Source organism: Halobacillus shinanisalinarum (assembly GCF_022919835.1).
GTDB classification, from domain to species: Bacteria; Bacillota; Bacilli; order Bacillales; family Halobacillaceae; genus Halobacillus_A; species Halobacillus_A shinanisalinarum.
The window spans coordinates 3,498,373-3,522,718 of sequence record NZ_CP095074.1; the positions used below are offsets into that span (position 1 = coordinate 3,498,373).

At 40.8% G+C, this 24,346-nt stretch carries 20 protein-coding genes and 1 pseudogene; 11 read left to right on the forward strand and 10 right to left on the reverse strand.

Translation table 11 applies throughout. From position 1 onward, the window contains the following. Position 1: 1 nt before the first annotated feature. The 7 genes from tnpC to MUO14_RS17395 form a co-directional block, all read right to left on the reverse strand. Complete coding sequence (gene tnpC / locus MUO14_RS17365; RefSeq protein ID WP_244755462.1) at positions 2 to 1,564, reverse strand: IS66 family transposase; 1,563 nt, start codon at positions 1,562 to 1,564, stop codon at positions 2 to 4. A gap of 38 nt (positions 1,565 to 1,602) precedes the next feature. Then, entirely contained in the window at positions 1,603 to 1,941 is a 339-nt protein-coding gene (tnpB, locus tag MUO14_RS17370) for an IS66 family insertion sequence element accessory protein TnpB (RefSeq protein ID WP_244751847.1), read from the reverse strand. Positions 1,942 to 1,952: 11 nt separating this feature from the next. Further along, a complete protein-coding gene (gene tnpA, locus MUO14_RS17375; protein ID WP_244751848.1) occupies positions 1,953 to 2,255 on the reverse strand; it encodes an IS66 family insertion sequence element accessory protein TnpA in 303 nt (100 codons plus the stop codon). A gap of 78 nt (positions 2,256 to 2,333) precedes the next feature. Beyond that, positions 2,334 to 2,489, reverse strand: a complete 156-nt coding sequence (locus tag MUO14_RS17380; protein WP_244751849.1) for a hypothetical protein — start codon at positions 2,487 to 2,489, stop codon at positions 2,334 to 2,336. A gap of 132 nt (positions 2,490 to 2,621) precedes the next feature. After that, complete coding sequence (locus tag MUO14_RS17385; protein ID WP_244751850.1) at positions 2,622 to 2,852, reverse strand: DUF3953 domain-containing protein; 231 nt, start codon at positions 2,850 to 2,852, stop codon at positions 2,622 to 2,624. A 94-nt stretch (positions 2,853 to 2,946) separates the two neighbouring features. Further along, the gene (locus tag MUO14_RS17390; RefSeq protein WP_244751851.1) at positions 2,947 to 3,207 is read right to left on the reverse strand and encodes a hypothetical protein; all 261 of its coding nucleotides are present in this window, start codon (positions 3,205 to 3,207) and stop codon (positions 2,947 to 2,949) included. Between the two features lie 702 nt (positions 3,208 to 3,909). Further along, positions 3,910 to 4,764, reverse strand: a complete 855-nt coding sequence (locus MUO14_RS17395) for a hypothetical protein (protein WP_244751852.1) — start codon at positions 4,762 to 4,764, stop codon at positions 3,910 to 3,912. Between the two features lie 385 nt (positions 4,765 to 5,149). Between MUO14_RS17395 and MUO14_RS17400 the strand changes: the two genes are divergently transcribed. After that, positions 5,150 to 6,385: an IS110 family RNA-guided transposase gene (locus MUO14_RS17400; protein ID WP_244751853.1), complete on the forward strand. Its 1,236-nt coding sequence runs from the start codon at positions 5,150 to 5,152 to the stop codon at positions 6,383 to 6,385. 610 nt (positions 6,386 to 6,995) lie between these two features. Continuing rightward, entirely contained in the window at positions 6,996 to 8,288 is a 1,293-nt protein-coding gene (locus MUO14_RS17405; protein WP_244751854.1) for a LysM peptidoglycan-binding domain-containing protein, read from the forward strand. A gap of 767 nt (positions 8,289 to 9,055) precedes the next feature. Here MUO14_RS17405 and MUO14_RS17410 read toward each other — a convergent pair. Together MUO14_RS17410 and cudC are read right to left on the reverse strand one after the other, a co-directional pair. Beyond that, complete coding sequence (locus tag MUO14_RS17410; protein WP_244751855.1) at positions 9,056 to 9,940, reverse strand: glycine betaine ABC transporter substrate-binding protein; 885 nt, start codon at positions 9,938 to 9,940, stop codon at positions 9,056 to 9,058. Between the two features lie 187 nt (positions 9,941 to 10,127). Continuing rightward, positions 10,128 to 10,679, reverse strand: a complete 552-nt coding sequence (cudC, locus tag MUO14_RS17415) for a choline uptake/conversion transcriptional regulator CudC (protein WP_244751856.1) — start codon at positions 10,677 to 10,679, stop codon at positions 10,128 to 10,130. Positions 10,680 to 10,949: 270 nt separating this feature from the next. Between cudC and betB the strand changes: the two genes are divergently transcribed. From betB to MUO14_RS17435, 4 genes are all read left to right on the forward strand, one after another. Beyond that, positions 10,950 to 12,428 carry a betaine-aldehyde dehydrogenase gene (gene betB, locus MUO14_RS17420; protein WP_244751857.1) on the forward strand — a complete coding sequence of 493 codons (1,479 nt, stop codon included), beginning with the start codon at positions 10,950 to 10,952 and terminating at the stop codon, positions 12,426 to 12,428. A gap of 169 nt (positions 12,429 to 12,597) precedes the next feature. Continuing rightward, positions 12,598 to 14,280, forward strand: a complete 1,683-nt coding sequence (gene betA / locus MUO14_RS17425; RefSeq protein WP_244751858.1) for a choline dehydrogenase — start codon at positions 12,598 to 12,600, stop codon at positions 14,278 to 14,280. Positions 14,281 to 15,007: 727 nt separating this feature from the next. Beyond that, a complete protein-coding gene (locus tag MUO14_RS17430) occupies positions 15,008 to 16,186 on the forward strand; it encodes a hypothetical protein (protein ID WP_244751859.1) in 1,179 nt (392 codons plus the stop codon). A gap of 209 nt (positions 16,187 to 16,395) precedes the next feature. Beyond that, complete coding sequence (locus MUO14_RS17435; protein WP_244751860.1) at positions 16,396 to 17,757, forward strand: M20/M25/M40 family metallo-hydrolase; 1,362 nt, start codon at positions 16,396 to 16,398, stop codon at positions 17,755 to 17,757. A gap of 221 nt (positions 17,758 to 17,978) precedes the next feature. Here MUO14_RS17435 and MUO14_RS17440 read toward each other — a convergent pair whose 3' ends face one another. Further along, the gene (locus MUO14_RS17440; RefSeq protein WP_244751861.1) at positions 17,979 to 19,007 is read right to left on the reverse strand and encodes a LacI family DNA-binding transcriptional regulator; all 1,029 of its coding nucleotides are present in this window, start codon (positions 19,005 to 19,007) and stop codon (positions 17,979 to 17,981) included. 331 nt (positions 19,008 to 19,338) lie between these two features. Here MUO14_RS17440 and MUO14_RS17445 point away from each other — a divergent pair, with 331 nt between their 5' ends. The 5 genes and pseudogenes from MUO14_RS17445 (at position 19,339) to MUO14_RS17470 (ending at position 24,327) form a co-directional block, all read left to right on the forward strand. Continuing rightward, positions 19,339 to 20,637, forward strand: a complete 1,299-nt coding sequence (locus MUO14_RS17445) for an ABC transporter substrate-binding protein (protein WP_244751862.1) — start codon at positions 19,339 to 19,341, stop codon at positions 20,635 to 20,637. Positions 20,638 to 20,721: 84 nt separating this feature from the next. Further along, the gene (locus tag MUO14_RS17450; RefSeq protein WP_244751863.1) at positions 20,722 to 21,603 is read left to right on the forward strand and encodes a carbohydrate ABC transporter permease; all 882 of its coding nucleotides are present in this window, start codon (positions 20,722 to 20,724) and stop codon (positions 21,601 to 21,603) included. Positions 21,604 to 21,619: 16 nt separating this feature from the next. After that, positions 21,620 to 22,444 carry a carbohydrate ABC transporter permease gene (locus MUO14_RS17455; RefSeq protein ID WP_396265852.1) on the forward strand — a complete coding sequence of 275 codons (825 nt, stop codon included), beginning with the start codon at positions 21,620 to 21,622 and terminating at the stop codon, positions 22,442 to 22,444. A 14-nt stretch (positions 22,445 to 22,458) separates the two neighbouring features. Next, a complete protein-coding gene (locus MUO14_RS17460; protein ID WP_244755645.1) occupies positions 22,459 to 23,514 on the forward strand; it encodes a zinc-dependent alcohol dehydrogenase in 1,056 nt (351 codons plus the stop codon). A gap of 16 nt (positions 23,515 to 23,530) precedes the next feature. Then, a pseudogene (locus MUO14_RS17470) lies at positions 23,531 to 24,327 on the forward strand (sugar phosphate isomerase/epimerase family protein). The last annotated feature ends 19 nt before the right edge of the window (positions 24,328 to 24,346 follow it).

Consider the following 24,346-nt stretch of genomic DNA (forward strand, 5'->3'; position numbering starts at 1 on the left):
ATTACTTCTTTGGAACTTGACAGATTTCGGGTAACGATGAGGACCAGGGAAGAACCTTTTCCCAAGCCTCTGAATCGTCAAGATCCATCTGAGGAAGTTGTTCGAATAAATACGTAAGATAGTAGAGAGGGTTCAAGCCGTTGGCTTTCGCCGTTTCTACAACACTATAAATGATGGCGCTTGATTCAGCCCCTTTCAGGCTATTTGAAAACAGCCAGTTCTTGCGGCCGATCACGAATGGTTTGATGAATCGTTCAGCTCGATTGTTATCGATATCTACCTGTCCACCTTGCAGGTAGACGACCAGTTGATCCCATTGATTCAAACAGTATGTGATGGCTTCCCCTAACTTGCTCTTCGGCAGAACTTTGGCTTTATGATTCTTCAGCCACTCCAAAAAGTCCTCCAATATCGGTTTACTGTTCTCTTTCCGATACTCCAGGCGTTCTTCGTCTGTCCACGTTTTGCTTTTCTTCTCGATATCATACAATCGCTGAATCTTCTGAAGCGCCTCCCTGGCGACACTATTTACCAATGTCGAAGAAGATGGGGCTGCTTTCAGAGCTTCGTCGAATTTTCGGCGGGTGTGAGCCCAACAGCCCATCAGCTTTACGCCGTCCACTTTATGATAGCCTCCATACCCGTCGGTTTGGAGGAAGCCGGAAAACGATGTAAGGAATCGCTTCGCGTGCTTACCAGCTCGCGTACGCTGATAATCATACAGAACGATGGGCGGTCCGTTGCGACCGGTACAGTACAGCCACATATAGGACTTAGACTCAGCTGCCTTTCCATCTTCCCGCAACACCTGAAGAGGTGTCTCATCCGCATGCACCGATGAATGCTTCACCATGGCTTGATGAAGCTGGTCAAACAAAGGCTTCAACCAGTGGTGCGCTGCGTGGATCATCCAGTTGGCGATGGTGGCTCTGGATAAAGGGATTCCCATACGTTCCAACTGCTTTTCCTGACGATAGAGAGGCAACGCCTCGACATATTTCTGACTCATGAAAAATGCCAAACTTGAAGGGGATGCGAGACTTTTCGGAAGAACAGGGTTTGGCATAGGAGCTGTGTGAATAGGGGTTTCTACCCCGTGTTGTTCACATTGCCGGCAACTGTATACATGGCGCACGTGTTTTTTCACTTTCACCTGCGCGGGAATCACAATTAATTCACGACGCTCTTCCGTACTCATTTGATGAATGTCATGACCACATGACGAACAAGCCTGATCCTCGAGGTGGTATTCCACCGTTTCTGTAGGAAGGCTTTTCATCATCTCATCACGCTGCCCTTTTCGTTTTTTCCGTTTATATTCAATCGTTTCGATGGTCGGCTCCTCTTCCTTCGAATTGGAAGTGACTTCTGCCTCATCGAAAAGGGAAATCTGATCAGGGTTCATCTTTTCACTCGAAGCACCGAAACGCTTCTGCTGGCTCAATTTGAATTGTTCTTCATACCATTCTACCTTGGCTGCCAGTTTGGCGTTTTCATCTTCGAGTGATAGACAACGTTTTTCCAGTGATTCCATTGTCTTTGGGATCTTCGTCTTTGTGTCCATAAAAAAAGGATTCGACATAAATAGACGAATTCCTTCTTTTAAATCAATGTTCTTGCGTGAACAGCCCGATGGGCTCCTCGCTGGTGAAGAGGCAGCCCGTCCATCAGCCACCGGAATTGACGGCGACTGACAGGCATGACGGAAGCGTCATCGTCTGAAGGCCAATGAAACGTTCCTTTTTCCAGGCGACGATAATGAAGCCAGAATCCGTTGTGATCCCACTGGAGAATTTTCACTTTATCCCGTTTTCGGTTACAGAAGACAAACAGACAGGGAGAAAAGGGATCCAACTCGAACGCTTCCTGGACTAGGATCGACAAACCGTCAATCGACTTTCGCAAGTCTGTACTGCCCTGGGCGAGGTAAACCTTCTCCACGTGCGCCACGTTCAACATACAGCCTGGACTACTTTCAACACTTTGGCCAAGTGTTCCGGACAGACATCTTCGGATGTTTCAATCGTCGCTTTTCCGATGGAAATATGTACAGATGGTTGCGAAGACTCTTCTTCAACTTCTACAGCCACCCAGGAAGGCGCCGGCTCAGCTGATACTTGAATCTTCCTTTTCCAATAGCGAAAGGTATGAATATTTATATGATGGTTGTTACACCATTCTTTGGCCGTCTGACCGGATTCATGGAAATGAATCAGCCGATCTTCCCAAAGAGCTTGTTTATCCGTTTGGCTCATCAGCAATCCTCCTAAGAAATTCTGACTGTAGTATCTCACAGCCATGAGGAGGATTAGAAGGTGGGCATTATTTTCCGCTTACCGTTTTTGAAATTCAATAATCCCTGTAACAATAAGTGTTAGTCCTGCTAACAACAAAAGATAAGGCAACATTACTTCAGTTGTTCCTGTTATCAAAGCATAAATTGATAAGGCTATTACAATAAGTGATAAAATTAATCTAAGTATTTTCAACAATATCCCCCCTCAATAATGAATATAAGTCTTCAACACTCTGGCCCTATCACACAGAAAAAGCTCAAGTCTTATTCCAGATTTGCGCCCGTTACGGAAGATTATTTAACCCTTGTTTCACTGATATACCCGTTAGCTCAAGAAAATTGACTGTAGTGAAACAAAGAAAGCAAATAAACTAACGGCCACACCCAAATATCCATATCCTTTTCGTCCTTTTCGAAATTCTTCTACTCCCATTACTAACATAAATAAACCTAATAAAAAGTTACTTAATGGAAGCATATCGAAGTTTTTAGTAATTAACATATAAGCTGATAAAAGAATTATTATTACTGATAAAGCAAATTTTGATATTTTCAACAAAAATACCCCCTGTTCTATAAATTTAAGTATGACGCAATCCTTTACTAGAGAATAGCGCCCTTTTGTTGAACAATACTTATAAATTGATTTATTATAGTTTTCCATCAGTTAAGTAACTAACAAAGTACCCCGCGAACATAAATAAAAAAAAACTTAAGAACATAAGCGTATTAGCTACAATTAGCCAACGTTTTTTCATAAGCGCCGTAAAAACTACCCCAATTGGAGAAACAACAAAAGTTAACATCCATAGTTGACTTGGGACTTGAAAAACTATGTTCGGAACCCAAGCGAGTACACAAATAAATAAACAAACCAAAGATAATACTTTAAAGTTCTTTTTCTTGCCCATCTTAACACTCCTCCTTTACTCGCCTTGTTAGGAAGCCGAGTTCCTTTAACAGAAAAGAAAAAATATATCATCTAAATTTACGTTTGTACCTCTTATAACTTAAGCCGCCATAAACCACTGTGAAAGTAACACCACTTAAAAGAAAGCTAGTAAAAGCATTTGAGGAATATAACTATTTGCAGTGTAAATAGTACAAAATTGGCTGCGATTAATTCTATCGCAGTTCTTTTCACAAATCCTGCATTCTCCTTTTCTAACCAACTTTGTACCCCCAAGCAATAACACCTATAAATGGGACAAAAGCAGCATCAACTAAAGAAATAACCAAGCTTTTCTGCAATATTATGTAACAGGTATAAAACACAGCTGCGGTTAAGACGAGATACATAATGATGTTTATATGAACTTTCAACCTGATAAAATCACCTCTTTATCTCCTATAGTGGTTGAGACCATAATTAACCCCTTGCTATTAAGGTGGTACACCCTCCCTAATGATACGAAGGAAAAAAGAGATTCGTTTCACCAAAATACAAAATGGAAAGTTAGCCCTATTCATGCAAAAAAGGCGCAAATCCTTTATCCCGGAATGCGCCCTTTAGCAGAAGACTTGATTTCAAAATAATCTATCCTAAAATATCACTAATCTTCTATTAGCTGATATTCATGAACAAGCATATAGCTTACATTAGCTGGTATTACTTAAGAAGACTTTTTCATTTCTTCAAGCTTGTAACTTAATTGATTAAAGTCTTGGACTACATCAGGCATTGATAATTGCTTAGCTAATGCGATTCCTTTTTGTATAGATTTAGTGGCTTTTTCATATAAATTTGCTTTAATTTGAGCATCTGCAAGTGTATACCAGTAAAACCACGTATCTCTTTCTGATATTTTATCGTAATAAAATTTTTCTATAACAGGATAGTATTTAGAATAAAGTTCTTCATCAAAAACCAATTTTTGTCCATTCCATTTTAGAACGTCCACAAAATAGGTGTCGGCGACGTACCTCTGCCAAACAGCAATTCCAACATTTTTATCGTTTAATAGCTCAATCCTATGATATAAAACATCTGCGATTTCTTTTAAAGAATTATTACTCCACCTAAATATCTCAAGTTTATTTCCTGCTGAAGCACCGATTGTCACACCGAATAGATATTCTTTCCTACCATCACCAGTGATATCGGCAACACCTGAATAATGTAATCCTACTCCCTGTGCTTTTGTTTCCCATATTTTTTTCCATCCTTCATCTCCTTTCTTTAATACTATTGCTCCAAACTGTGAGGGAGAGGGTTGTGCTTTTGCTTTTATTTCAAAAGTAATAATTATTTCTTCCTGTCCATCTTCGTTAAGGTCATATAGTTGAAATGGCTTCGTTGATACAGGTTCTTTAGGGCTTATCAGGAATGAGTTTGAAGGTACAAACTCTTTAATAATTTTCATTAGATCTTCATTCCGTTTTTCTTCAGCGTGAGTGAAAACTGGAGGGAGGTTTAAAATGACGAAAATGACGAGTACCAGTAAAGTAAATAACATTATTTTTTTCATCAATAATCCCCTTTTAGGCTGGTATTGAAGCTTATTGTTCCCCAATTTTACCTTGTATATTAGAGACCACTGTTTAATTAGATGACCCTTAAATGCAAAAAGGACGCAGATCCTTATTCCGGAAATGCGCCCGTTCGTAATATAAGGTTAGCCAGATTTTTTACTGGTTGACCTTTTTTAATATGGTCTTATTATTAACGGTAGTCGGGGTAGAACGTAGCGCCCGTGGGGCTAAGATCCCGTCCGCAAAACTGTTCACCTCCTACTTGTATAAACGTGTTTCAGGCTGGTTGAGACAATGATCCCGTTTAACAAGCGAACCTACGACGTTACAAGAAGCCTTAGGGGATACCGACATTACGTGCAATTAAAGGAGGAGAATCGTATGAATCCAGTCATTGGTCTGGATGTTGCCAAAGGGGAAAGTCAGATTCAAGCGTTTTTAGATAAGGGAGAGCCTTATCGTAAAAGTTTTAGTATCTTGCATAATGTTAAAGGGCTTAATAAATTTCTTGACTTCTTAAAGGAGATTGAGTCTCTAGCTGGGGGGAAACCTTCGGTTATTTTGGAATCGACTGGACACTACCATACTCCTATTATTCAATTTTTAGAGGAACAACAATATATGTATATTATTGTTAATCCATTGATTGCACATCGAGCGAAAAGTTCAAGTTTGCGAAAGGTGAAAACAGATGCCATAGATGCCTACAACCTGTGTGAGCTTTATTATAAAGAGGAACTGGAACCTAGTAAGAAAAGAGGGATCCGCCTCTTAAACCTTCGTAATCTAACAAGACAGCACGAAACTATTTCAAGTGTAGCAGCACAAACCAAACTACAACTTCAATCGATATTGGACCAAGTATTTCCTGAATATAGAGGAGTATTTGGAAACCTGTATTCAAAAGTTTCTTTACAGGTGCTTTTAATATTTCCAACATCGAAATCAGTTTTAAGTGTCACTGGATCTGTCTTAGCAGATAAAATAGCTTCACTATGTAAGAGTCGTTCAGATAAATGGGCTAAGGAAAAGGCAAAAAAGCTACGAGATGCAGCAATTCGTAACCCATTTCAAAATAACTTGTATCAAAGTCATATTATTAACCTAGAAATAATGATAAATATTGTTCTTCAATACCAAGAGCATCTATCAAAGTTAGCTGCTGAAATAGATGCCCTTGCCAAAGAAGTTGAAGAATATGAATTAATCCAATCTATCCCAGGTATCGGAGAAAAAATTGCGGCAACGATAATTTCTGAAATTGGTGAGATAGAAAGGTTTAATCATCCCAAAAAGCTCGTTGCATTCACTGGAGTCGATCCTAGTGTGTACTCCTCTGGTAAGTTTACAGCTTCCGTAAACCGTATTACCAAAAGAGGATCTAGCAGATTAAGGCAAGCTCTATTTATGGCTGTTCAATGCGGAATACGAGACGCTCGTAAAAAGAAAACAAGCGTGGAAATCATTCCACGTAATAAAAGATTAAGAGAATTTTACGATAAGAAACGCGATGAAGGTAAACCTTTTAGAGTAGCGATCATCGCTTGTGTTAATAAGCTTTTACATTGGATTTTTGCAATGCTTAAAAGTAAGACAACTTTCCTAGATATAGCTTAAAAACTATATTAATCAATTTGAATACAAAATCTTCTAATCAGGGCATAACGGAAGGTTATTTGGCATGTTCATTTTTAGTATAGCATGGAAAACTTAAGATTTTTAATGAAAAATGTTGACAACTATTAGCTGGTTTTCCGGAATAATAAAATAAAAACTCATAAGGGTCAACAGCCGTAACACACCATACAATAGGTTTCATCGGTCTAATATGTATATCTGTTATTGGACAGGTTACATATTAGTATTAATATCAATATTAATAAAAACAAACTTTTTTATAAAGTATGTAAAATTTTTATTGTATAATATTTATTCCATTTTATCTCAAAATCTCTAGAAATTCATCAAAAATTCTTGAAAATGCTCGTTTATGGATTTTGTATCATGTATGTTACCTTAACATGTGGATGTTCAGCGTGTCGGAAGGAGTGTGTTTGAAAAAGGTATAAGAAGAGGTTTATATAACGTCAAATAAAGATGGACGCAAAACATACACGTTCTTTTAAAGTAACCTTAAAAACTAAATTAGGAGGAAAGTAATGAAGAAAAAATCTTTATTAACTTTAATATTTGCACTTCTTTTCGTTATGGTCGTGCCCCCCAAGTAATGGCATCACAATCAGCACCAGGTTTCGATCCCGCTGACGGAATGTATATAAAAGCCGATACTGAGCACTACTGGAAAGGTCGCTATTCTAACGGCCGGGTCTTCTCTGAGTACATTGCGAATGAATTGGCTGGTGATTATGGTAATTTGACAAATTATGCTGTTGGCGGAGCTTTTACTGGTGTCATGACAGGTACTAAGGGCTCAGCGGATGAACGTTCCAACTGGTCCCCTTGGTTGAAAGGCTGGGGCGGCGTACAACAAACCGAAAGATTTCTCGCGGATATGAATGGGCAAGCAGATCCCAAAGCCCTCTATATTATCAGCGTCGGCGGAAATGATGCTTATGCCGTCGAAAATCTTGGGGCTGAACGTGCGGCAGAACTTTCTAGTGACTTTGCTCTTAAAATGGTCCAGAATCTTGTAGAAGGTGGCGCCAAATATATCTTGCTGCCGAACCGTTTTGTGGACCAGCGTACTGATTTAACAAGTTTTGATGACATGAGAAACCAACAGGTTGTCCAGAAGATTGAAGCTTATCTTGCTTTGGACACCACTCCTGATGATGTGGAGGTTATCTACGGGTACAATCAGCGATTGCGTGCCAATATAGAAGAACAGGGTTTTGAAAAATTCGGATATAAAAGTATGGGCTTTTATATGATTTCCGACTGGGTTCCGGCCTATGGTTATGGCTTAGTCTCTGAAGACAATAGCGACATCTTCCCTACCAACGATAAGGAAGACATCTATGGTGGTTATGACAATTACTCAACCGACAGCAAATATTATAAGCCTGAAGCCGCTGGTTGGGAACCTGATGATTTCTACACTTATGACGAATACCATCTATCCAGCAGAAGCCAAAAACACATGGCTACGTACCTCTTAAATTCTGACATTACAACAGATGACGGTATCTTCAAAAAGGTCTATAACGGTAAAGTTAGTGATTTTGCTGAAGCTATTGCTGATGGTACCATTCCCTCAGAATATACTACGGTCTACACTTTTGGCGACAGCAGTATTGACACTGGTCGAGGTTTAGAAGTTACTACTGAGCTAGTGGAAAACCGAGGTAAACCGAAAGAATCGTCATACACAGTGCAACCAGGTGACAACCTCTGGAATATTTCAAAAGAGAATTACCACGGAGATCAAACCAATGCACAGAGTGTGCGAGAAGTCGAGGCAATATACCAAGCTAACCAGGATCAGATTCAGAATCCAAACCTAATATATCCAAATCAAACTATTAAATTGCCAACGATGAGTGGTTCCATGAACAAATGAATTAAGCAAATACCTTAAGTAAAAAGGCCAATCCACCGGGTTGGCTTTTCTTTTGGTGTGCCAGGCATTCTATAGGATTCAAGTCCCGACCCATGAAGGCAGTAGTAATCGTTAGCCAAAGACAAGGGATCCGAGGAATACCTGTTTCCCAGCCAAAAAGGAACGACACTGATCATCTATCGCCCGAGACAAGTGTTTTCGTTTGGCTACATCAACCCCTATAATTAAAGTCTGTTCATTGCTTTACTTGATGAAACGAACTTCGTCCATTAAAGATTTAGCCTGTATAGCGACCTTTCTTTACGTAATATGGAAGGTCGCGATTTTTATTTTTGCTTAGCTTTCGATTTTCGCGTTTTGCTAATACTCCCCCCTCCTATTCAATTATCTGGCCCGATGCGGAATATCATTATGTTATTCTTTCTATAATAATACCCTTTGGACAAATCATATCCAAAGGGGTAAAACGGTGCAACTTTATTTTAAACAGTTCATTTTTTTTACAAACGGTACGACTTTATTTTAAATCCACAAATTACGCATTTCTTCATTTTTACGGTCTTCCAGAAGGGGTGCTTTTCTATAATAAAGATTAGCGCTCATTTTTCATTTAAAATGGTGGGGATTTGAAATATTGTTCATAGATTGAATTATAACAATGGGGTGGTTTAGTGGGTAAAGACGCCTGACCCCTGGTGCGTTAATGGTATTAATGCACCGGGGGTCAGGCGTCAATTTTAAGATTCTTTATTTCTTACGTCTATGTCTTATTTTACCCATTCATCAATCAATTCCTGATTCTCTTCTACCCATTTCTCAGCACCAGCAAGAGGCTTCTCGCTATTTTCTACATACTCAATAAGCTTGCCGATTTGTTGATCATTCATTTTCCAATTTTTCAGCCATTCGCTCACTTTTGGATGATCTTCTTCAAATCCTTGTCTTGTCGCATGGTGAATTTTTTCTACACCACCATATGTTTTCTTCGGATCTTCCAAGAATTTTAAGTCATATTTGGAGAAGACCCAATGCGGACTCCAAAGAGGGGCTACGATAGGTTCTTTGTTTTCTATTGCCTTCCCAATTTCAGCTAACATCGCAGGTTCAGAGCTTGATAAGAGTTCAAATTCAAGATCATAGTCTTTAATTAATTGCTGCGTCACCTCCATCGTACCCGCGCCAGGATCAAATCCAACGATTTCGCTATCGAACAGTTCTTTATGTTCATTCAAGTCTTCAACACTATCCACTTCTTCTACATAGGATGGAACAACGAGTCCTACTTTTGCATTGTCATACCAAGTAGCCTCTGAGAAATTAACGGTATCTTGATATTCCTTCAAATAGTTAGCATCTTGAACGGGTAACCATATTTCTAAACTAACGTCCAGATCGCCGCTTTCTAGCGCCTGCATCGTACTGCCCATGTTCAAATTGTTTAATTTGACGTCATATCCTTTATTTTCCAAAATAACTTTCCACATATTTGTTACCGCAATGTTTTCAGCCCAGTTGACCTGACCAATGCTTATTTCTTTATCGCTTTCTTCTGATCCTGCAGCTGCTTCCTCATTAGTGCTTCCGCAGGCTGCCAGGACAGCAATCATTAGGATCGCTAAAATTAGACTAAATTTTTCTTTCCACTTGTTCATGTTAATTAACTCCCTTTTTTTATTTGATATATTTATTCCAATACATCTTAAATTAAATGTATTTAGAATTTATTTAACAAAAATGCAAAATAAAGCCCGCTCTTTTATATGTAAGAGTGGGACAGAGATGAAATCAGGTAGGCATTAGATACTTTTCGATAAACTACCTGACCACTTCTTATCAAGCTTACTCTTTTTGATCTTTCGGTAAGAATTCGAAGATCTCACCGCTTCTTATACTCGCAACCAGGTCTTCTAACCAGTGATAGTATGTTTTAGACTCTTCTAATTGGTCGTAGTATTCTTTTGCCTTTGCAACAATTTCTGGAGTACTGTTGGAATCTTTTATAACCTCTATGAAATCTTCTTGTGCTTCTTTAATGGCTTCCAAATTCTTTTTCGCTTCGCGTTCCCACATCTGACAGTAAAACGTCATAAAGGAACGGAAGAAATTTTTCTCCGCTGCATACGTATGTTTTCTGGAACCGCGTGTAAATGTTTTTTTTACCATTTCTGTTTCTTGGAGCCTGCGGACGCTAGTACTCATACTCGGTTTGCTCATTCCAAGTTCTATACGCATTTCATCAAGCGTCATCTGATCTTCAAAGTACATGGTTGCATATAAGTTTGCAGCAGCTGGTGTTACCCCATATAAATCCATTGTATCTGCAATGGCGGCTATGACTTTATTTTTGGCTTCTTCTATTTTGAGGCTCGGTCTTTCGGTAGATTCACTCATAGAGTCGCTCCTTTAATAAAAAGTGAACAGCGTTAAATTTTTATAAAATGTTCTTTATGAACTTAATGATAACGCGTTCAGATTTAATGTCAAATGTAAATCCTAAAGGGGTAGCATCTGTCTACTATTCTACCCTCTTAGTTACTTTTCAATATTTCTAAACTTAATCCTTTAAATGACTTTGACATCCATAAAAAGGCGTGCTAGTGTTAAAAACGTTAAATAAATTCTTAATAAAGTTAATATACTTCGAAAATGGAGTTGATAATAATGGATTTGAAACTGCAGCTGCAACATTATATTAATGGTAAATGGGTTGGCATGGACTCTGAGAATACGCGTGCGATTATTAATCCTTATAATCAGGAAGTTATTGCTGTTGTTCCCGAAGGTGATGAATCGAATGCAAAAGCAGCCATCGCTGCGGCAAGAGAAGCATTTGATAACGGGGAATGGGCTTCGACTCCAGCAACGGAGCGAGGGGTTGTCGTAAGGAAGATTGCTGAATTGATTGAGAGAGACAAAGAAGAACTTGCCTATTTAGAATCATTGGATACCGGCAAGACAGTAGAAGAAAGCCGCGGAGACATGGAAGATATCGCTGGAGTATTTCGTTATTATGCAGAAGTTGCGGATAAAGACGGCGGGGAGCTGATTGACTCTCCGATATCAAACTCTATTAGTAAAGTGGTGCACGAACCAGTAGGTGTCTGCGGGCAAATTACGCCATGGAATTATCCTTTACTGCAAGCATCCTGGAAATTGGCTCCAGCACTTGCAGCCGGAAATACTTTAATCATGAAGCCAAGTGAAATTACACCACTTACTACTATAAAAGTATTTGAACTGATAGAAGAAGCGGGTGTACCTGCCGGTGTTGCCAACTTAGTTCTTGGTTCAGGCGATACAGTAGGCGCAGAGCTTTCCAGTAACGAAGACGTAGACCTGCTTTCTTTCACGGGCGGCATTGCGACTGGGAAAAAAATTATGCAAGCGGCAAGTGCCAATGTGAAGAAGCTCGCCCTTGAGCTGGGCGGGAAAAACCCGAATGTCATCTTTGCTGATGCTGACTTTGAAATAGCTGTCGACCAAGCGTTAAACGGAGTTTTCTTTCACGCAGGGCAAATCTGTTCCGCTGGCACAAGACTGATTGTAGAAGAAAGCATTCACGATGAGTTTGTTCGTGCGCTTGTAGAACGCGTGAAAGAATTTAAGCTGGGAAGCGGATTTGACGAAGATACCCAAATGGGTCCACTGATTTCAGCTGAACACCTTGCAAAAGTAGAAAAATATGTAGAAACAGGGATTAATGAAGGGGCTACCTTAGCCGTTGGCGGCGGACGCCCAGAAAATCCTGAGTTACAAAAAGGATTTTTCTACCTGCCTACGATCTTCACAGACTGCACAACAGACATGAGCATCGTTCAAGAAGAAGCTTTTGGTCCGATTATTACGGTTGAGAAATTCCGTGCCGAAGAAGAGGCCGTAAAGCTTACGAATGACTCGATCTACGGACTTGCTGGCGGGGTTTGGACAAACGATATTGCAAAAGCTGAACGCTGTGCAGCGAAAATGCGCATGGGGACGGTTTGGATTAATGAATTCAACCTTTACTTCCCACACGCCCCTTGGGGTGGGTTTAAGCAGTCTGGTATTGGCCGCGAGCTAGGCAGACTAGGTATGGAAGAATATACAGAAACAAAGCATATATTCCAAAACCTTAAACCAGAGCCTATACACTGGTTCTAATATTATTCATTCGAATCAAGATTTAGCATGAGCTGCTGAATTGGTTTAAGGAATCGTTTTTATAAATACACTGACTCGAATCAATAAATGAAAGAAGGGGTTTAGAGCAATGCTTCTCCTATTGTCTGGATCCCTTCTTTCCATTTTCAACATCAAGGAGGAACAATAGATGACTGAAACCTATGACATTGTAATCGTTGGCGGCGGGAGTGCGGGTTCCGTACTCGGCGATCGTCTAAGTGAAGATGGAAAAAAAAGTGTCCTTGTTTTGGAGGCCGGACGGAGTGATTATTCATGGGACTTACTGATCCAAATGCCGGCAGCTTTGCCGTTTCCAGCAGGCAAAAGCCTTTACGACTGGAAATACGAATCTGACCCTGAGCCATATATGAATGGCCGACGGGTCAAGCATGCCCGAGGAAAGGTGCTCGGAGGTTCTAGTTCCATCAACGGTATGATTTATCAACGTGGAAATCCGAAAGACTATGAACGCTGGGGAGCCGATCCAGGTATGGAAACGTGGGATTTTGCCCACTGCCTTCCGTATTTCAAACGCTTGGAAAATGCATTAGGATCAAGAGATGATGAGCTTCGTGGTCACGACGGGCCGATCAAATTGGAACGCGGTCCAGCTAAAAATCCTTTATTCCAAGCCTTCTTTGATTCAGGTGTAGAGGCTGGTTACTCAAGAACCCCTGATGTGAACGGTTTTCGCCAGGAGGGATTCGGACCGTTTGATAAGCATGTGTACAAAGGCCAGCGATTATCTGCTTCACGTGCCTATCTGCATCCGGCAATGAAGCGTGAGAACCTAACGGTGAAGACTCGTGCTTTCGTTGCGAGTATCGATTTCGATGGTACTCGAGCCAAAGGATTGACATATCAACGAAACGGGAAGACTCATCAAGTTCAAGCAGGTGAAGTGATACTCTCAGGCGGTGCGATCAACACGCCGCAGCTCCTTCAACTTTCAGGTGTGGGAGATGCCGAACACCTTCGCTCCCTTGGCATTAAACCGGTCGTTAATCTTCCAGGTGTAGGAGAAAACCTCCAGGATCACCTCGAAGTCTATGTCCAACACGCTTGTCCGGTTCCTGTTTCCGAACAGCCGAACTTAAATAAAGCGCGCATGCCTTGGATTGGTTTGCAGTGGATGCTCGGACGTACGGGACCGGCCGCAACGAACCATTTCGAAGGCGGAGGTTTCGTGCGTTCAAACGAGGAAATCGATTACCCGAACTTGATGTTCCACTTCCTTCCGGTAGCAGTACGGTACGATGGACAAAAAGCGCCAACGGATCACGGGTTCCAAGTACACATCGGACCTATGTACTCTGATGCCCGCGGTTCATTAAAGATTCGTTCAAAAGATCCGAAAGAACATCCGAGCATGGTCTATAACTATCTTTCTACTGAACAAGACAAACGCGAGTGGGTGGAGGCAATCAGAATTACTCGTGAAATTATGTCTCAACCAGCTATGAAAAAGTACAATGCTGGGGAACTTTCACCTGGCCCTACCGTTCAATCAGACGAGGAGATTTTGGAATGGGTGAAAGAAGATGCTGAGACTGCCCTTCACCCGTCTTGTACGGCCAAAATGGGACCAGATTCAGACCCTATGGCTGTCGTAGATCCGCAAACCATGAAGGTTCACGGACTCGAAAATGTACGAGTAGTCGATGCTTCTGCCATGCCTTATGTTACGAACGGCAATATTCATGCACCTGTATTGATGTTAGCAGAAAAGGCAGCGGACCTTATCCTTGGACGTAAACCGCTGGATCCTGATCATGCCGATTACTATCGTCATGGAGTACATCCTGAGGATGCAGGCACAGTATCTAAATAACGCTTTCCGTAATAAGAAGGCCTCTTTCAAAATGTATTTGCTCTTGAAGCATACATTTATGATAGAGAGCCTTCTCTTTTTTTGGATCTCTTATTTCCTCTCTATACAACTCCTCTTACAAAATATAAATTTAATCACATCATCGCGATAATTATGGGACTCGGAGGGTACTTGTGTTTACGCTGGCGGATAAAGACGCCTGCCCCAGCGCGTTAATGTATTGACGCACTGGGGGCAGGCGACAATTTTGACAAAGTATTAAAAATTCCTCCGTGGACCATACATTTGGGATTTAACGACACAAATGAAGGGCCCTGTAAATTATTCGGATTTTACTGAATATTATTTTAATTGCGAATACCTTCGTTTATACTGATTATACGTACCTTGGTGAGGTGAAAAGGGGATGATAAATGATCTGAGAATGTAAGAATTACCTCTAATGTTAAATAGACTGCAGAAGTTAGGAGGATAATGCAAGGTACGGCATTAAACCTGTTTTATTATTAAGCGGGGCAGGACACGATACTATATTTTTGTCTGGCAAGGATGGGAATAGCCATAACTCGAAGGGATAGTCAGCGCTAAATAATTAGTAAGGTCGGTACATATTATTAAACGTTTATCGAAACACAGAGGAAAAAATATATACGTTAAGGTAAGGGCGTGTGTGACTGAGAGACGTCTATAACCACAGTCTTTAGAGTAGAGAAATGGGGGAAACGAAGTGTTAAGTGAACCTGTAGTTGCAGCGATGTTGATGTTAGCGTTATTGGCAGTAGGTGAATTTTTGTCGATCATCTCAAGAGCAAGAATTCCAATGCTGCTTGTTGCTTTATTCGGTTATTTGATTTTAATCTGGATAGGCATTTTTCCGAAAGATCTTATTGACAAATCAAACCTTGCAACGTTCGGAGCTGTGATGGTTGCACCGCTCATTGTACATATGGGAACGCTAGTACCTTTTCGGTTACTAAAAGGCCAGGTAAAAGCGATATTAATTTCCCTTTTCGGCGTGATATGTTCAACTGTTCTCATCCTTCTTATAGTCGCTCCGATTATTGGCTATGAAGAGGCTGTTTCTGGATCGGGGCCGCTGTCGGGAGGACTTGTTGCCACCCTTATTACGTTTGAAAAGCTTGAGGAAATAGGCTTGGCAAGTATGGTTACGATTCCAGCGCTAGTCTATGGATGTCAAAAGTTAGTAGGTATGCCGCTTGCCTCCAATCTTTTGCGTCGTTATGCATTAAAACTTCGGGCTTCGATTGATGCTGGAACATTTGCGGCTGCTGGTAAACCAACTAGTGAAGTTTCCGCAACAACAGAAGAAAATGAAAACAGCTGGCTCCCGGAAAAGTATCAAACGAGCATTATTTTGTTGTTTCAATTGTTTATCGGTGGTTCTCTTTCCGTCTGGCTCGAAAGTCTTACAGGCATTCACTACAGTCTTTGGGCACTATTTATCGGGATTATCGGCACCTATTTCGGTTTTTATCAGCCTAGAATGATGCAACGCGCAAACACATTTGGTATTTCCATGGTAGGACTACTTTTTGTAATTATATCTGCGATGAACGATATTACGATTGGTATGTTTGTCGATTATCTTCCCGCCGTTCTTTCGATTCTTGCCGTTGGAGCGTTTGGCATTTTGGCCGGAGGTTTTCTTGCTTCAAAAGTGTTGAGATGGGATCCGTATTTAGGTGTTCCGGTAGCACTTACGGCTATGTTTGGATTTCCCGCAGGTTATATCTTGGCTGAAGAAGTAAGTAGAAGTGTCGGCAGGGATGAAGAGGAACAACAAGTCATTCTCAATAACATTTTGACACCTATGCTTGTCGGCGGTTTTACAACGGTAACAACAGCCTCGATTGTTATTGCTACGATTTTGATGGGTACGCTTTAACCGAAACGTTGGCGTAATTGGTGTACAAAAGTTTGCTAAGAGTAGTCTCGCAAGATTCTTGATGCACAAGCAATTATTATTGGTTTTGGAGCACCTTTCGCATTTGCGAATACGTATGCGTCGAACGAAAATATCGCCATTGACAATTATCTGAGCGGTATTAATTAATGGCAACAATTTTATTACTAATATGGAAAGAGGGAAATGCAGTGAACTTATCTGAAATCTCGGATGTGGTTGAGAAACGAAAGGATCAATATTTGGAACAGTTATTCACATTACTGCGGCAGAAGAGCATTAGCGCACAAAATATTGGAATCAGAGACTGTGCCGAATTATTAAAAAGCATGATGGAGGATATTGGTATAAACACTCGCCTGATGGAAACTGACGGACATCCGGTGGTGTATGGTGAGGTTATAAAGGATCCTGATGCGTTTACATTATTAATTTACGGTCATTATGACGTTCAGCCGCCGGACCCGCTTGATGAGTGGTTATCACCCCCGTTTGAGCCAGCCATTCGCGACGGGAGAATTTTTTGCCGCGGTGCAGGTGATAACAAGGGACAATTGATGGCGCAAGTTTTGGCGATTAAAACTTATTTAGACACATGCGGTGAATTGCCGATTAACATCAAAATGGTGTTTGAAGGTGAAGAAGAAAGTGCAAGCGTAAATCTCGCTTCTTTCGTTGAGAAAAACAAAGAACTTTTAAAAGCCGATCTCGTATACACATCGGATGGTCCTATGCATGACAGCGGTGCACCGTACGTTTTACTTGGTGTCAGAGGGATGTTATACGTGGAATTGACGGCAAAAGGCGCTGATTGGGAAAACCATTCCGGTAATAAAGGAAATATTGTCCCGAACCCCGCATGGAACTTGATTGATTTGTTAAGAACGATGCGTGATGAAAACGGACGGGTTTTAATCGAAGGATTTTACGATGATATCCGCAAACCGACGGAGAAGGAAAAAGAGATTATTAAAGAGCTCCCGTTTGACAGAGAACAAGTTGCCGAAAAAATCGGCTATAAGCAATTAGATATGAACGGAGAAGAGTATTATCATAAATTAACGATGGAACCGACATTTAATATTGCTGGGTTTACGAGCGGATACGGTGGAGAAGGAACGAAAACGATTATTCCTTCACAAGCAACGATAAAAATGGATATGCGGCTTGTTGTTGATCAGGACCCATATGATATCTACAAGAAGTTCTGCGCTCATGTCGAAAAATATGCTCCTGATATTGAAGTCAAACATCTTGGAGACATGAAACCGTCAAGGACGCCAGCTGACCAGGAGGTTGTCGATGTTGTCACAGGGGCGGTGAGCGAATCCTTCAATCAGGAGACGATTTTGCAGCCGAGTCTTGGAGGAAGCCTTCCGGACTATGTATGGACAAAAATATTAGATTTGCCATCTGTCGTCGTTCCTTACGCGAATTTCGATGAAGCCAACCATTCTCCAAACGAGAATATTGGGGTTAACAACTTTTTCAACGGAATTAAATGCACGTGTAATGTCATTCATAAGCTTGGAAAGTATTCGACACAGTGCTAAACAACAAAGAGGTTCCGTTCTCAGAACTTCTTTCCATCTATTAGGGATACAGTCAACTTTTTATCACTCAACTAACGGGCGGATCCTACGGATAAAGTCGCCTGACCGCCGTTTCGGTAGCGATTACGGAATTTTATAAAAAAATAAGAGCCTCTCAAGCGTCTCATGAAAAGGATGGCTTGTGAGGCTCTTTCTATAACTATACATAGAACGGAGCCATCCTATTTCGGAAACGGCTGCGTTCTATACTTTGATCCTTGGACAGTCCTTGCGGTAGGAATGATAACTGTGCGATCATTTATAGCTTTGTTTTTAATAATCTTGAACAAGTGTTTCGTTGCCACTTCTCCGAGCTCATCTGTTGGGTTTTCTATCTGGATGATAGATGGGAATAGGAAAGATGTAATCTCCGTATTACTGTAGCCGCCAATAAGAATACCCGAAGGAGTCGAAATGCCATGCTCTTCTAAATTCTTATATAAGCTAAGCAGTTTTAGATCATCTGTAGCAAAGATAGCTGTTGGGAGTTCTTGCTGCTCGAAAAGCTTTTGGGAATTTCGGTAAGCTTCGTTCATCGTAAAGCCACAGTCGATCATGAGCTCATCTTTAACAGGGATGTTGTTATCTTTTAGACATTGTATATAGCCTTTTAATCGATCAATCGACACATGATATTCTTGTGGAGAATACAGGCATGCAATATCCTTATGTCCTAAATCGATCATGTATTGGACAAGGTTATAACTGTCTAAGAAGTTATCCGTGTCGACAGAGTATATGTTTTTATACTCCCCGGCAACTTTTCCGATGACAATGGTCGGAATGTTAAACTTATCGATTTCTTTGAAGTAGTCTTCATCGGAGGGAGAGCTAAGCATAATAATACCCTTCACAATTTTGGATGCGGTTTTTGCTATACAACGTTTGATTTCTTCCACATCATTTTGAGAGGTCTGGAGTATGACATCATAGTTTTCCTCGTCAGAAAATCTTGATATGACGTGAAGGATCTCAGAGAAGAAAGGGTTGTTTTTTGTTGTTGTCGTTGATCGAGAAACGACAAGAATAGCATCGAAACCAGAAGAAAGTCCGCGGGCAATTTTGCTTGGTTGGTAATTCAGTTCTTCTATCGCTTTTTGTACTTTCTCTTTGCTTTTAGAAGATATATTAGGGTTATTATTTAATACTCTAGATACAGTCGACTTTGATACGTTCGCAGCCTTTGCTATATCATAGATCGTTGGATTCATTATTGTTCACCTCTTTTTGGTACCGGTTCCATTACATAGTATCAAACTTATTAAAGTATGTCACCAAATAGCTTTTATTTTAGGTTAGAAATAGAACGGGGTTTCCATAAATTAGTTAGTATTTAACATGATATAAGTGGCTTCAAATAAGGAGTTTTACTGAAATATTATGTTGACAGCAAAACAAAAGATATATTATGATTTTCACAAATGGTAACGCTGTCATATTTTTTGTAGGTTTTTGGGAGCGGTCCCTAAAAGTGCGTCTAGTAAAAGGAGATATGGATTTCTCAGAGGTAGAAGCAGCAAAAACTATTCAGGAGGCTGACACATGAAACTAAAACTGTTTGGAATAATTGTTTTCATTGGACTCTCTGCAGCTTTAATCGGCTGCTCTAGTGAAACTGGCCAATCGAAGGGGGGAGAAGTAACCATTGAGTTTATGCATACTTCTGTAGAGCAGGAACGCTTAAAGGTAGTAAATGGGTTAATACAAAAATTTGAAGAGGACAATCCCAATATAAATATTGATCCAGTGGTCGTCGAGGAAGGCAGTCTGTCGACAAAAATCATTACATTAGCTCAGGCGGGCGAGTTGCCAGAGGTTATTGAGGTTGGGCAGCAGCATGCAAAGATGCTGGATAAAAACGCTCTTGTCGATACGGATGCTTTGAAAAGCGTCATTGAGGATATTGGGAAAGAAGAATACTTTGACGGGACATTGAAGCTTGTACGTACTGAGGACGGTAAGGGGTTTAGAGGCGTCCCTATCAGCGGGTGGGTACAGGGCATATGGTACAACAAAGAAATGCTAGCTTCCAAAGGTTTTGAGGAGCCTCAGAACTGGGAGGAGCTGCTAGAGATTGCGGAAGCATTTACAGATAAGGCCAATCAAAAGTATGGGATTGCTTTACCAACTGTAGAGGGGAATCTCTCTGAGCAAGCTTTCTCACAGTTTGCCCTATCGAATAATGCCAACATCTTAAATGCTAACGGGGAGATCACTCTAAGTACTCCAGAGATGAAAGAATCCTTAACGTATTATAAAAAATTGTCGCAATATACGATGCCTGGCTCAAATGGCGTGACCGAGGTAAAAGACGCGTTTATGAATGGTACAGCACCAATGGCCATCTATTCTACGTACATTTTACCCGCTGTTTACGCTCAAGGTGACCCTAGTAACCTTGGATATGCCATTCCGAAAAAAGAACAAGAGGCGGTTTTTGGTACAGTCAGTTCTTTAACGATTCCATCTGGGCTAGAAGAACAAAAGAAAAAAGCGGCGCAAACGTTTGTAAAATACCTTTCCAAAACTGAAAACGCAACCGAATGGATACTCATGGCTCCAGGTGGTGCTCAGCCAGTACATAAAAGTGTAGTAGCGAGTGAAACCTATCAATCTAATAAAGTCATTAACGCATTTGGTGATTTATCTACTGAGATTGCCGAATCCTTTAATGAAATTCAAGTATTCGGTTTAGTAGAGAATAAGAACTTCGTGAAAATGGGTGACATTTCAAGTTCTAATGCGATTCCTATCATGATGAATCAAGTAACGGTTGGTGATGCTAGTGTTGAAGAAGGGATAAAGGCGGCGCAAGAACAGTTGGATAAAGTCCTTGAATAAGTGTAGTCTCTTCTAAAATATTAGGTGCGGATTAAGATTCCTCCTGCAGCCAGTTAAATCTTGTTTAGAAAGGTGGTCAACCTATTGTTTAAGGTCAAACGAGAAACTTCCGATGGAAAATTAGCATTGATTTTATTATTACCGAGCTCACTTTTAATCTTATTGCTAATTGGCTACCCAATGCTCTCCAATTTCTATATAAGCTTTTTTGAGCAACCCATTAACCCTGAGTTTCCTGCAGAGTTTATAGGACTTGAAAACTACATAGAAACATTGACGAATATTGAGTTCTATAAATCCCTAGGTATTACTCTTCTTTACACACTGTTGGTGGTTGTGGGTAGTACAGCTCTAGGTCTTTATGTAGCGATCATGTTTAATCGTCCATTTCGGTTTAGAAAGATTGCACGTTCGCTGATCATTTTATCTTATGTCACTCCGTCCATTTCACTGATCTTTGTTTGGAAATACATGTTCAACAGTGGATATGGGATTATCAATTACATTGGCAGGGATATGTTGCATATATTTGATCGGGCACCTCTCTGGTTTGATAATCCTACCAGTGCTTTCATTCTTGTCGTGTTATTTGCGATTTGGAGGTATTTCCCTTATGCCTTTATCGCGTTCTTGGCCATTCTTCAAACGATATCACCAACTTTATATGAAGCAGCAGAAATGGATGGCGCGAACGTCTGGCAAAAGTTTAAAACGGTTACGTTACCTGCCATCATGCCGGTCATGCTTACGGTGATCACGTTACGAACGATCTGGATGTTCTATATGTTTGAGGACGTCTATTTATTAACAAACAAAGTAAATGTACTAGGAGTCTATTTATATGAAACCGCGTTTGCCTTTAATGATTTAGGCAAAGCATCAGCGATTTCCGTTCTTCTATTCTTAATCATTAGTACATTAATTATTGCTATTAGGAAGAAGGTGAACTTAAATGCCAGCAGTTAATACAAGATCGACGAAAATGGCAAAGAGAGCGTCCTTTTATATAGGAATAATCGTTCTATTATGCGTTTGTCTATTTCCTTTCTTTATCATGCTTATGACGGCATTTAAAGGCTCTGAAGAAGCTATTTCAAGGAACCCAACATTTTTCCCGAAGGATTGGACGGTCCAGCACTTTCTCGACATCTTTGACCCAACGATCTTCCCTTACCTTCATTATTTACAAAACAGTTTTATCGTTTCCGTAACAGCATCTGTCATCTCTGTCGGGATCGCTATATTCGGGGCTTATGCCCTTTCACGGTTGAACTTCAGAGGGCGTCTGACGATCAACGCTAGCTTTTACACAGTATATATGTTTTCAGGCATTCTTTTGGTTGTGCCCTTGTTTAAGGTTATCTCCGGGCTAGGTCTGTACGATACAAAAACATCACTCATTATCGTAATGATTGTTCAGACTTTGCCCACAGCCATATTGATGCTAAATAGTTATTTTGAAACGATCCCTAAGGATTTAGAGGAAGCAGCAAAAATAGATGGATTAAATCGAGTGAAAGTGATTTTCTACATTATCATTCCGCTTTCATTTACAGGGATTGTTTCCGTTTTTGTTTATTGCTTTATGGTCGCCTGGAATGATTTCCTGTTCGCTTCGATTTTCTTTTCGGGATCAGAGAATTTTACTTTACCTGTAGGGTTATATGCATTATTCAGTAACCCTGATTACGTTTGGGGAAGAATGATGGCCGCGTCGATTATTACAGCACTGCCTGTGGTCATTATGTATGCTATATCAGAAAACTTAATTAAAGGAAATGTAACAGATGGAGGGGTTAAAGGATGATTCAAAAAGAACAAATCAAAACGCTAGTCGCTACAAAACCAAGGGAAGCAGCCTTTCTAAATGTTGATGCACCTGAATTAGGGGAAGAAGAAGTGAAAATCAAGGTTGAATTTTCAGCTCCGAAACACGGGACGGAGGTCGTCGATTTTCGAGGGATTACTCCTTTCATGGATGAAGAGTTTTCAGAGGAGTGGAGAAGCTTTATTCCAAGGGAAGATACCTCGGAAAAAGGAATTGTGTTCGGTGAGTTCAAGCTAGGAAATATGATAGTCGGTGAAATCGTAGAAACCGGCCATAAGGTCACGGATGTTTCGGTAGGGGATCGTGTTTGCACGTATGGACCAATCTCTGAGTATGTGATTGTGAATGCTAGTAACAACCATAGACTATTAAAAATGCCGGAGCACGGAAAATGGCAAAATGCAGTTTGTTATGACCCTGCCCAGTTTGCGCTAGGTGCCGTGAGAGATGCGCATATTAGACCAGGTGACTGTGTCGCTATTTCTGGCTTAGGAGCGATTGGTCAAATTGCGATTCAGCTCGTGAAAAAAATGGGAGCCAGCTTAGTGATAGGTGTTGATCCTATTGAACATCGAAGGGAGATTGCTAGAGAAGGAGGGGCTGATGTGTGCCTGGATCCCACTAGCTGCGACGCCGGTTTTGAAGTGAAAAAACTGACGGATAAACAGGGTGTGGATGCTTGGGTTGAGACAAGCGGGATCAGCAGTGCCCTTCAGGATGCGTTAAAAGGAACCGGTTATGCTGGTACGATCTCCTATATCGCATTTGCTAAGCCTTTTCCAGAGGGACTTAATTTTGGACGGGAAGCCCATTTCAACAATGCCAACCTTGTATTCTCAAGGGTAGCGAGTGAACCGAATCGTGATTATCCGCGCTGGGATCGGAAGCGGATTGAACGAACGTGCTGGCAGTTACTCATGAACGGTCATCTGGACTGTGAAAAAATCATTGATCCGGTTGTAAGCTTTGAAGATAGTGCAGAGGCTTATATGAAATATGTCGATCAATCACCAAATCTTAGTATCAAGCTTGGAGTCCAACACGGATAAAGAAAGGATGGAGAGTATGAAACTCGCAACGCAAAATCAGAGCTTTTTTCCTGAAGGGATCATCGAGAAATTTCACTACATTAAAAAGCTTGGCTTTGACGCGTTTGAAATAGACGGGAAGCTATTAGTGGATCATAAAGAGGAAATTAAAAACGCCATCGATGAAACAGGCGTTGTCGTCAATGCCGCTTGCGGGGATATGACGGCTGGATTGGTGATTTCTCAGAAGAGAAACGTCAAAATGGTTTAAAGGAAATCACGGAAATCTTAAAAGCTCTTCAATATGTAGGAGGAAAAGGAATTGTCGTTCCGGCAGCCTGGGGAATGTTTACGTACCGCTTACCTCCAATGGAATCACCGCGAAGTCAGGAAGAGGACTGGAAAGCTGTTAGTGATTCTCTGCTTCATTTAGAAAAAGCAGCAGAGGAAACCGGTACGACGATTTTTCTCGAACCTTTAAACCGTTACCAAGACCATATGATCAATACGATTGCCGATGCTCGACAATACATTGAAGAGAATGGGGTGCAACACACAAAAATCATTGGTGACTTTTATCATATGAACATTGAAGAGGATAGTCTCGTTGGATCATTGCACGCCAATCGAGACGTAATCGAACATATTCATATCGCGGATAATCACCGCTACCAGCCAGGTACTGGATCGATTGATTTCGAGGAATGCTTTGCTCAGCTTCGTCAGGATAACTATGCAGGCTATGTAACGATCGAGGGACGGATCAGAGGCGAGCATCAGGAAGAAGCGTATAAGCAATCGATCGCTTATCTAAAGTCATTACTGAATAGCTGAAGGAGGGTATCCATTGAAA

Bases quoted from the DNA above. Each gene is read 5' to 3' on its own strand.
- tnpC (WP_244755462.1), bottom strand. From the start codon at position 1,564: ATGGACACAAAGACGAAGATCCCAAAGACAATGGAATCACTGGAAAAA.
- tnpA (WP_244751848.1), bottom strand. From the start codon at position 2,255: ATGAGCCAAACGGATAAACAAGCTCTTTGGGAAGATCGGCTGATTCAT.
- MUO14_RS17390 (WP_244751851.1), bottom strand. From the start codon at position 3,207: ATGGGCAAGAAAAAGAACTTTAAAGTATTATCTTTGGTTTGTTTATTT.
- MUO14_RS17395 (WP_244751852.1), bottom strand. From the start codon at position 4,764: ATGAAAAAAATAATGTTATTTACTTTACTGGTACTCGTCATTTTCGTC.
- MUO14_RS17400 (WP_244751853.1), top strand. From the start codon at position 5,150: ATGAATCCAGTCATTGGTCTGGATGTTGCCAAAGGGGAAAGTCAGATT.
- MUO14_RS17405 (WP_244751854.1), top strand. From the start codon at position 6,996: ATGGCATCACAATCAGCACCAGGTTTCGATCCCGCTGACGGAATGTAT.
- MUO14_RS17410 (WP_244751855.1), bottom strand. From the start codon at position 9,940: ATGAACAAGTGGAAAGAAAAATTTAGTCTAATTTTAGCGATCCTAATG.
- cudC (WP_244751856.1), bottom strand. From the start codon at position 10,679: ATGAGTGAATCTACCGAAAGACCGAGCCTCAAAATAGAAGAAGCCAAA.
- betB (WP_244751857.1), top strand. From the start codon at position 10,950: ATGGATTTGAAACTGCAGCTGCAACATTATATTAATGGTAAATGGGTT.
- betA (WP_244751858.1), top strand. From the start codon at position 12,598: ATGACTGAAACCTATGACATTGTAATCGTTGGCGGCGGGAGTGCGGGT.
- MUO14_RS17440 (WP_244751861.1), bottom strand. From the start codon at position 19,007: ATGAATCCAACGATCTATGATATAGCAAAGGCTGCGAACGTATCAAAG.
- MUO14_RS17445 (WP_244751862.1), top strand. From the start codon at position 19,339: ATGAAACTAAAACTGTTTGGAATAATTGTTTTCATTGGACTCTCTGCA.
- MUO14_RS17455 (WP_396265852.1), top strand. From the start codon at position 21,620: ATGGCAAAGAGAGCGTCCTTTTATATAGGAATAATCGTTCTATTATGC.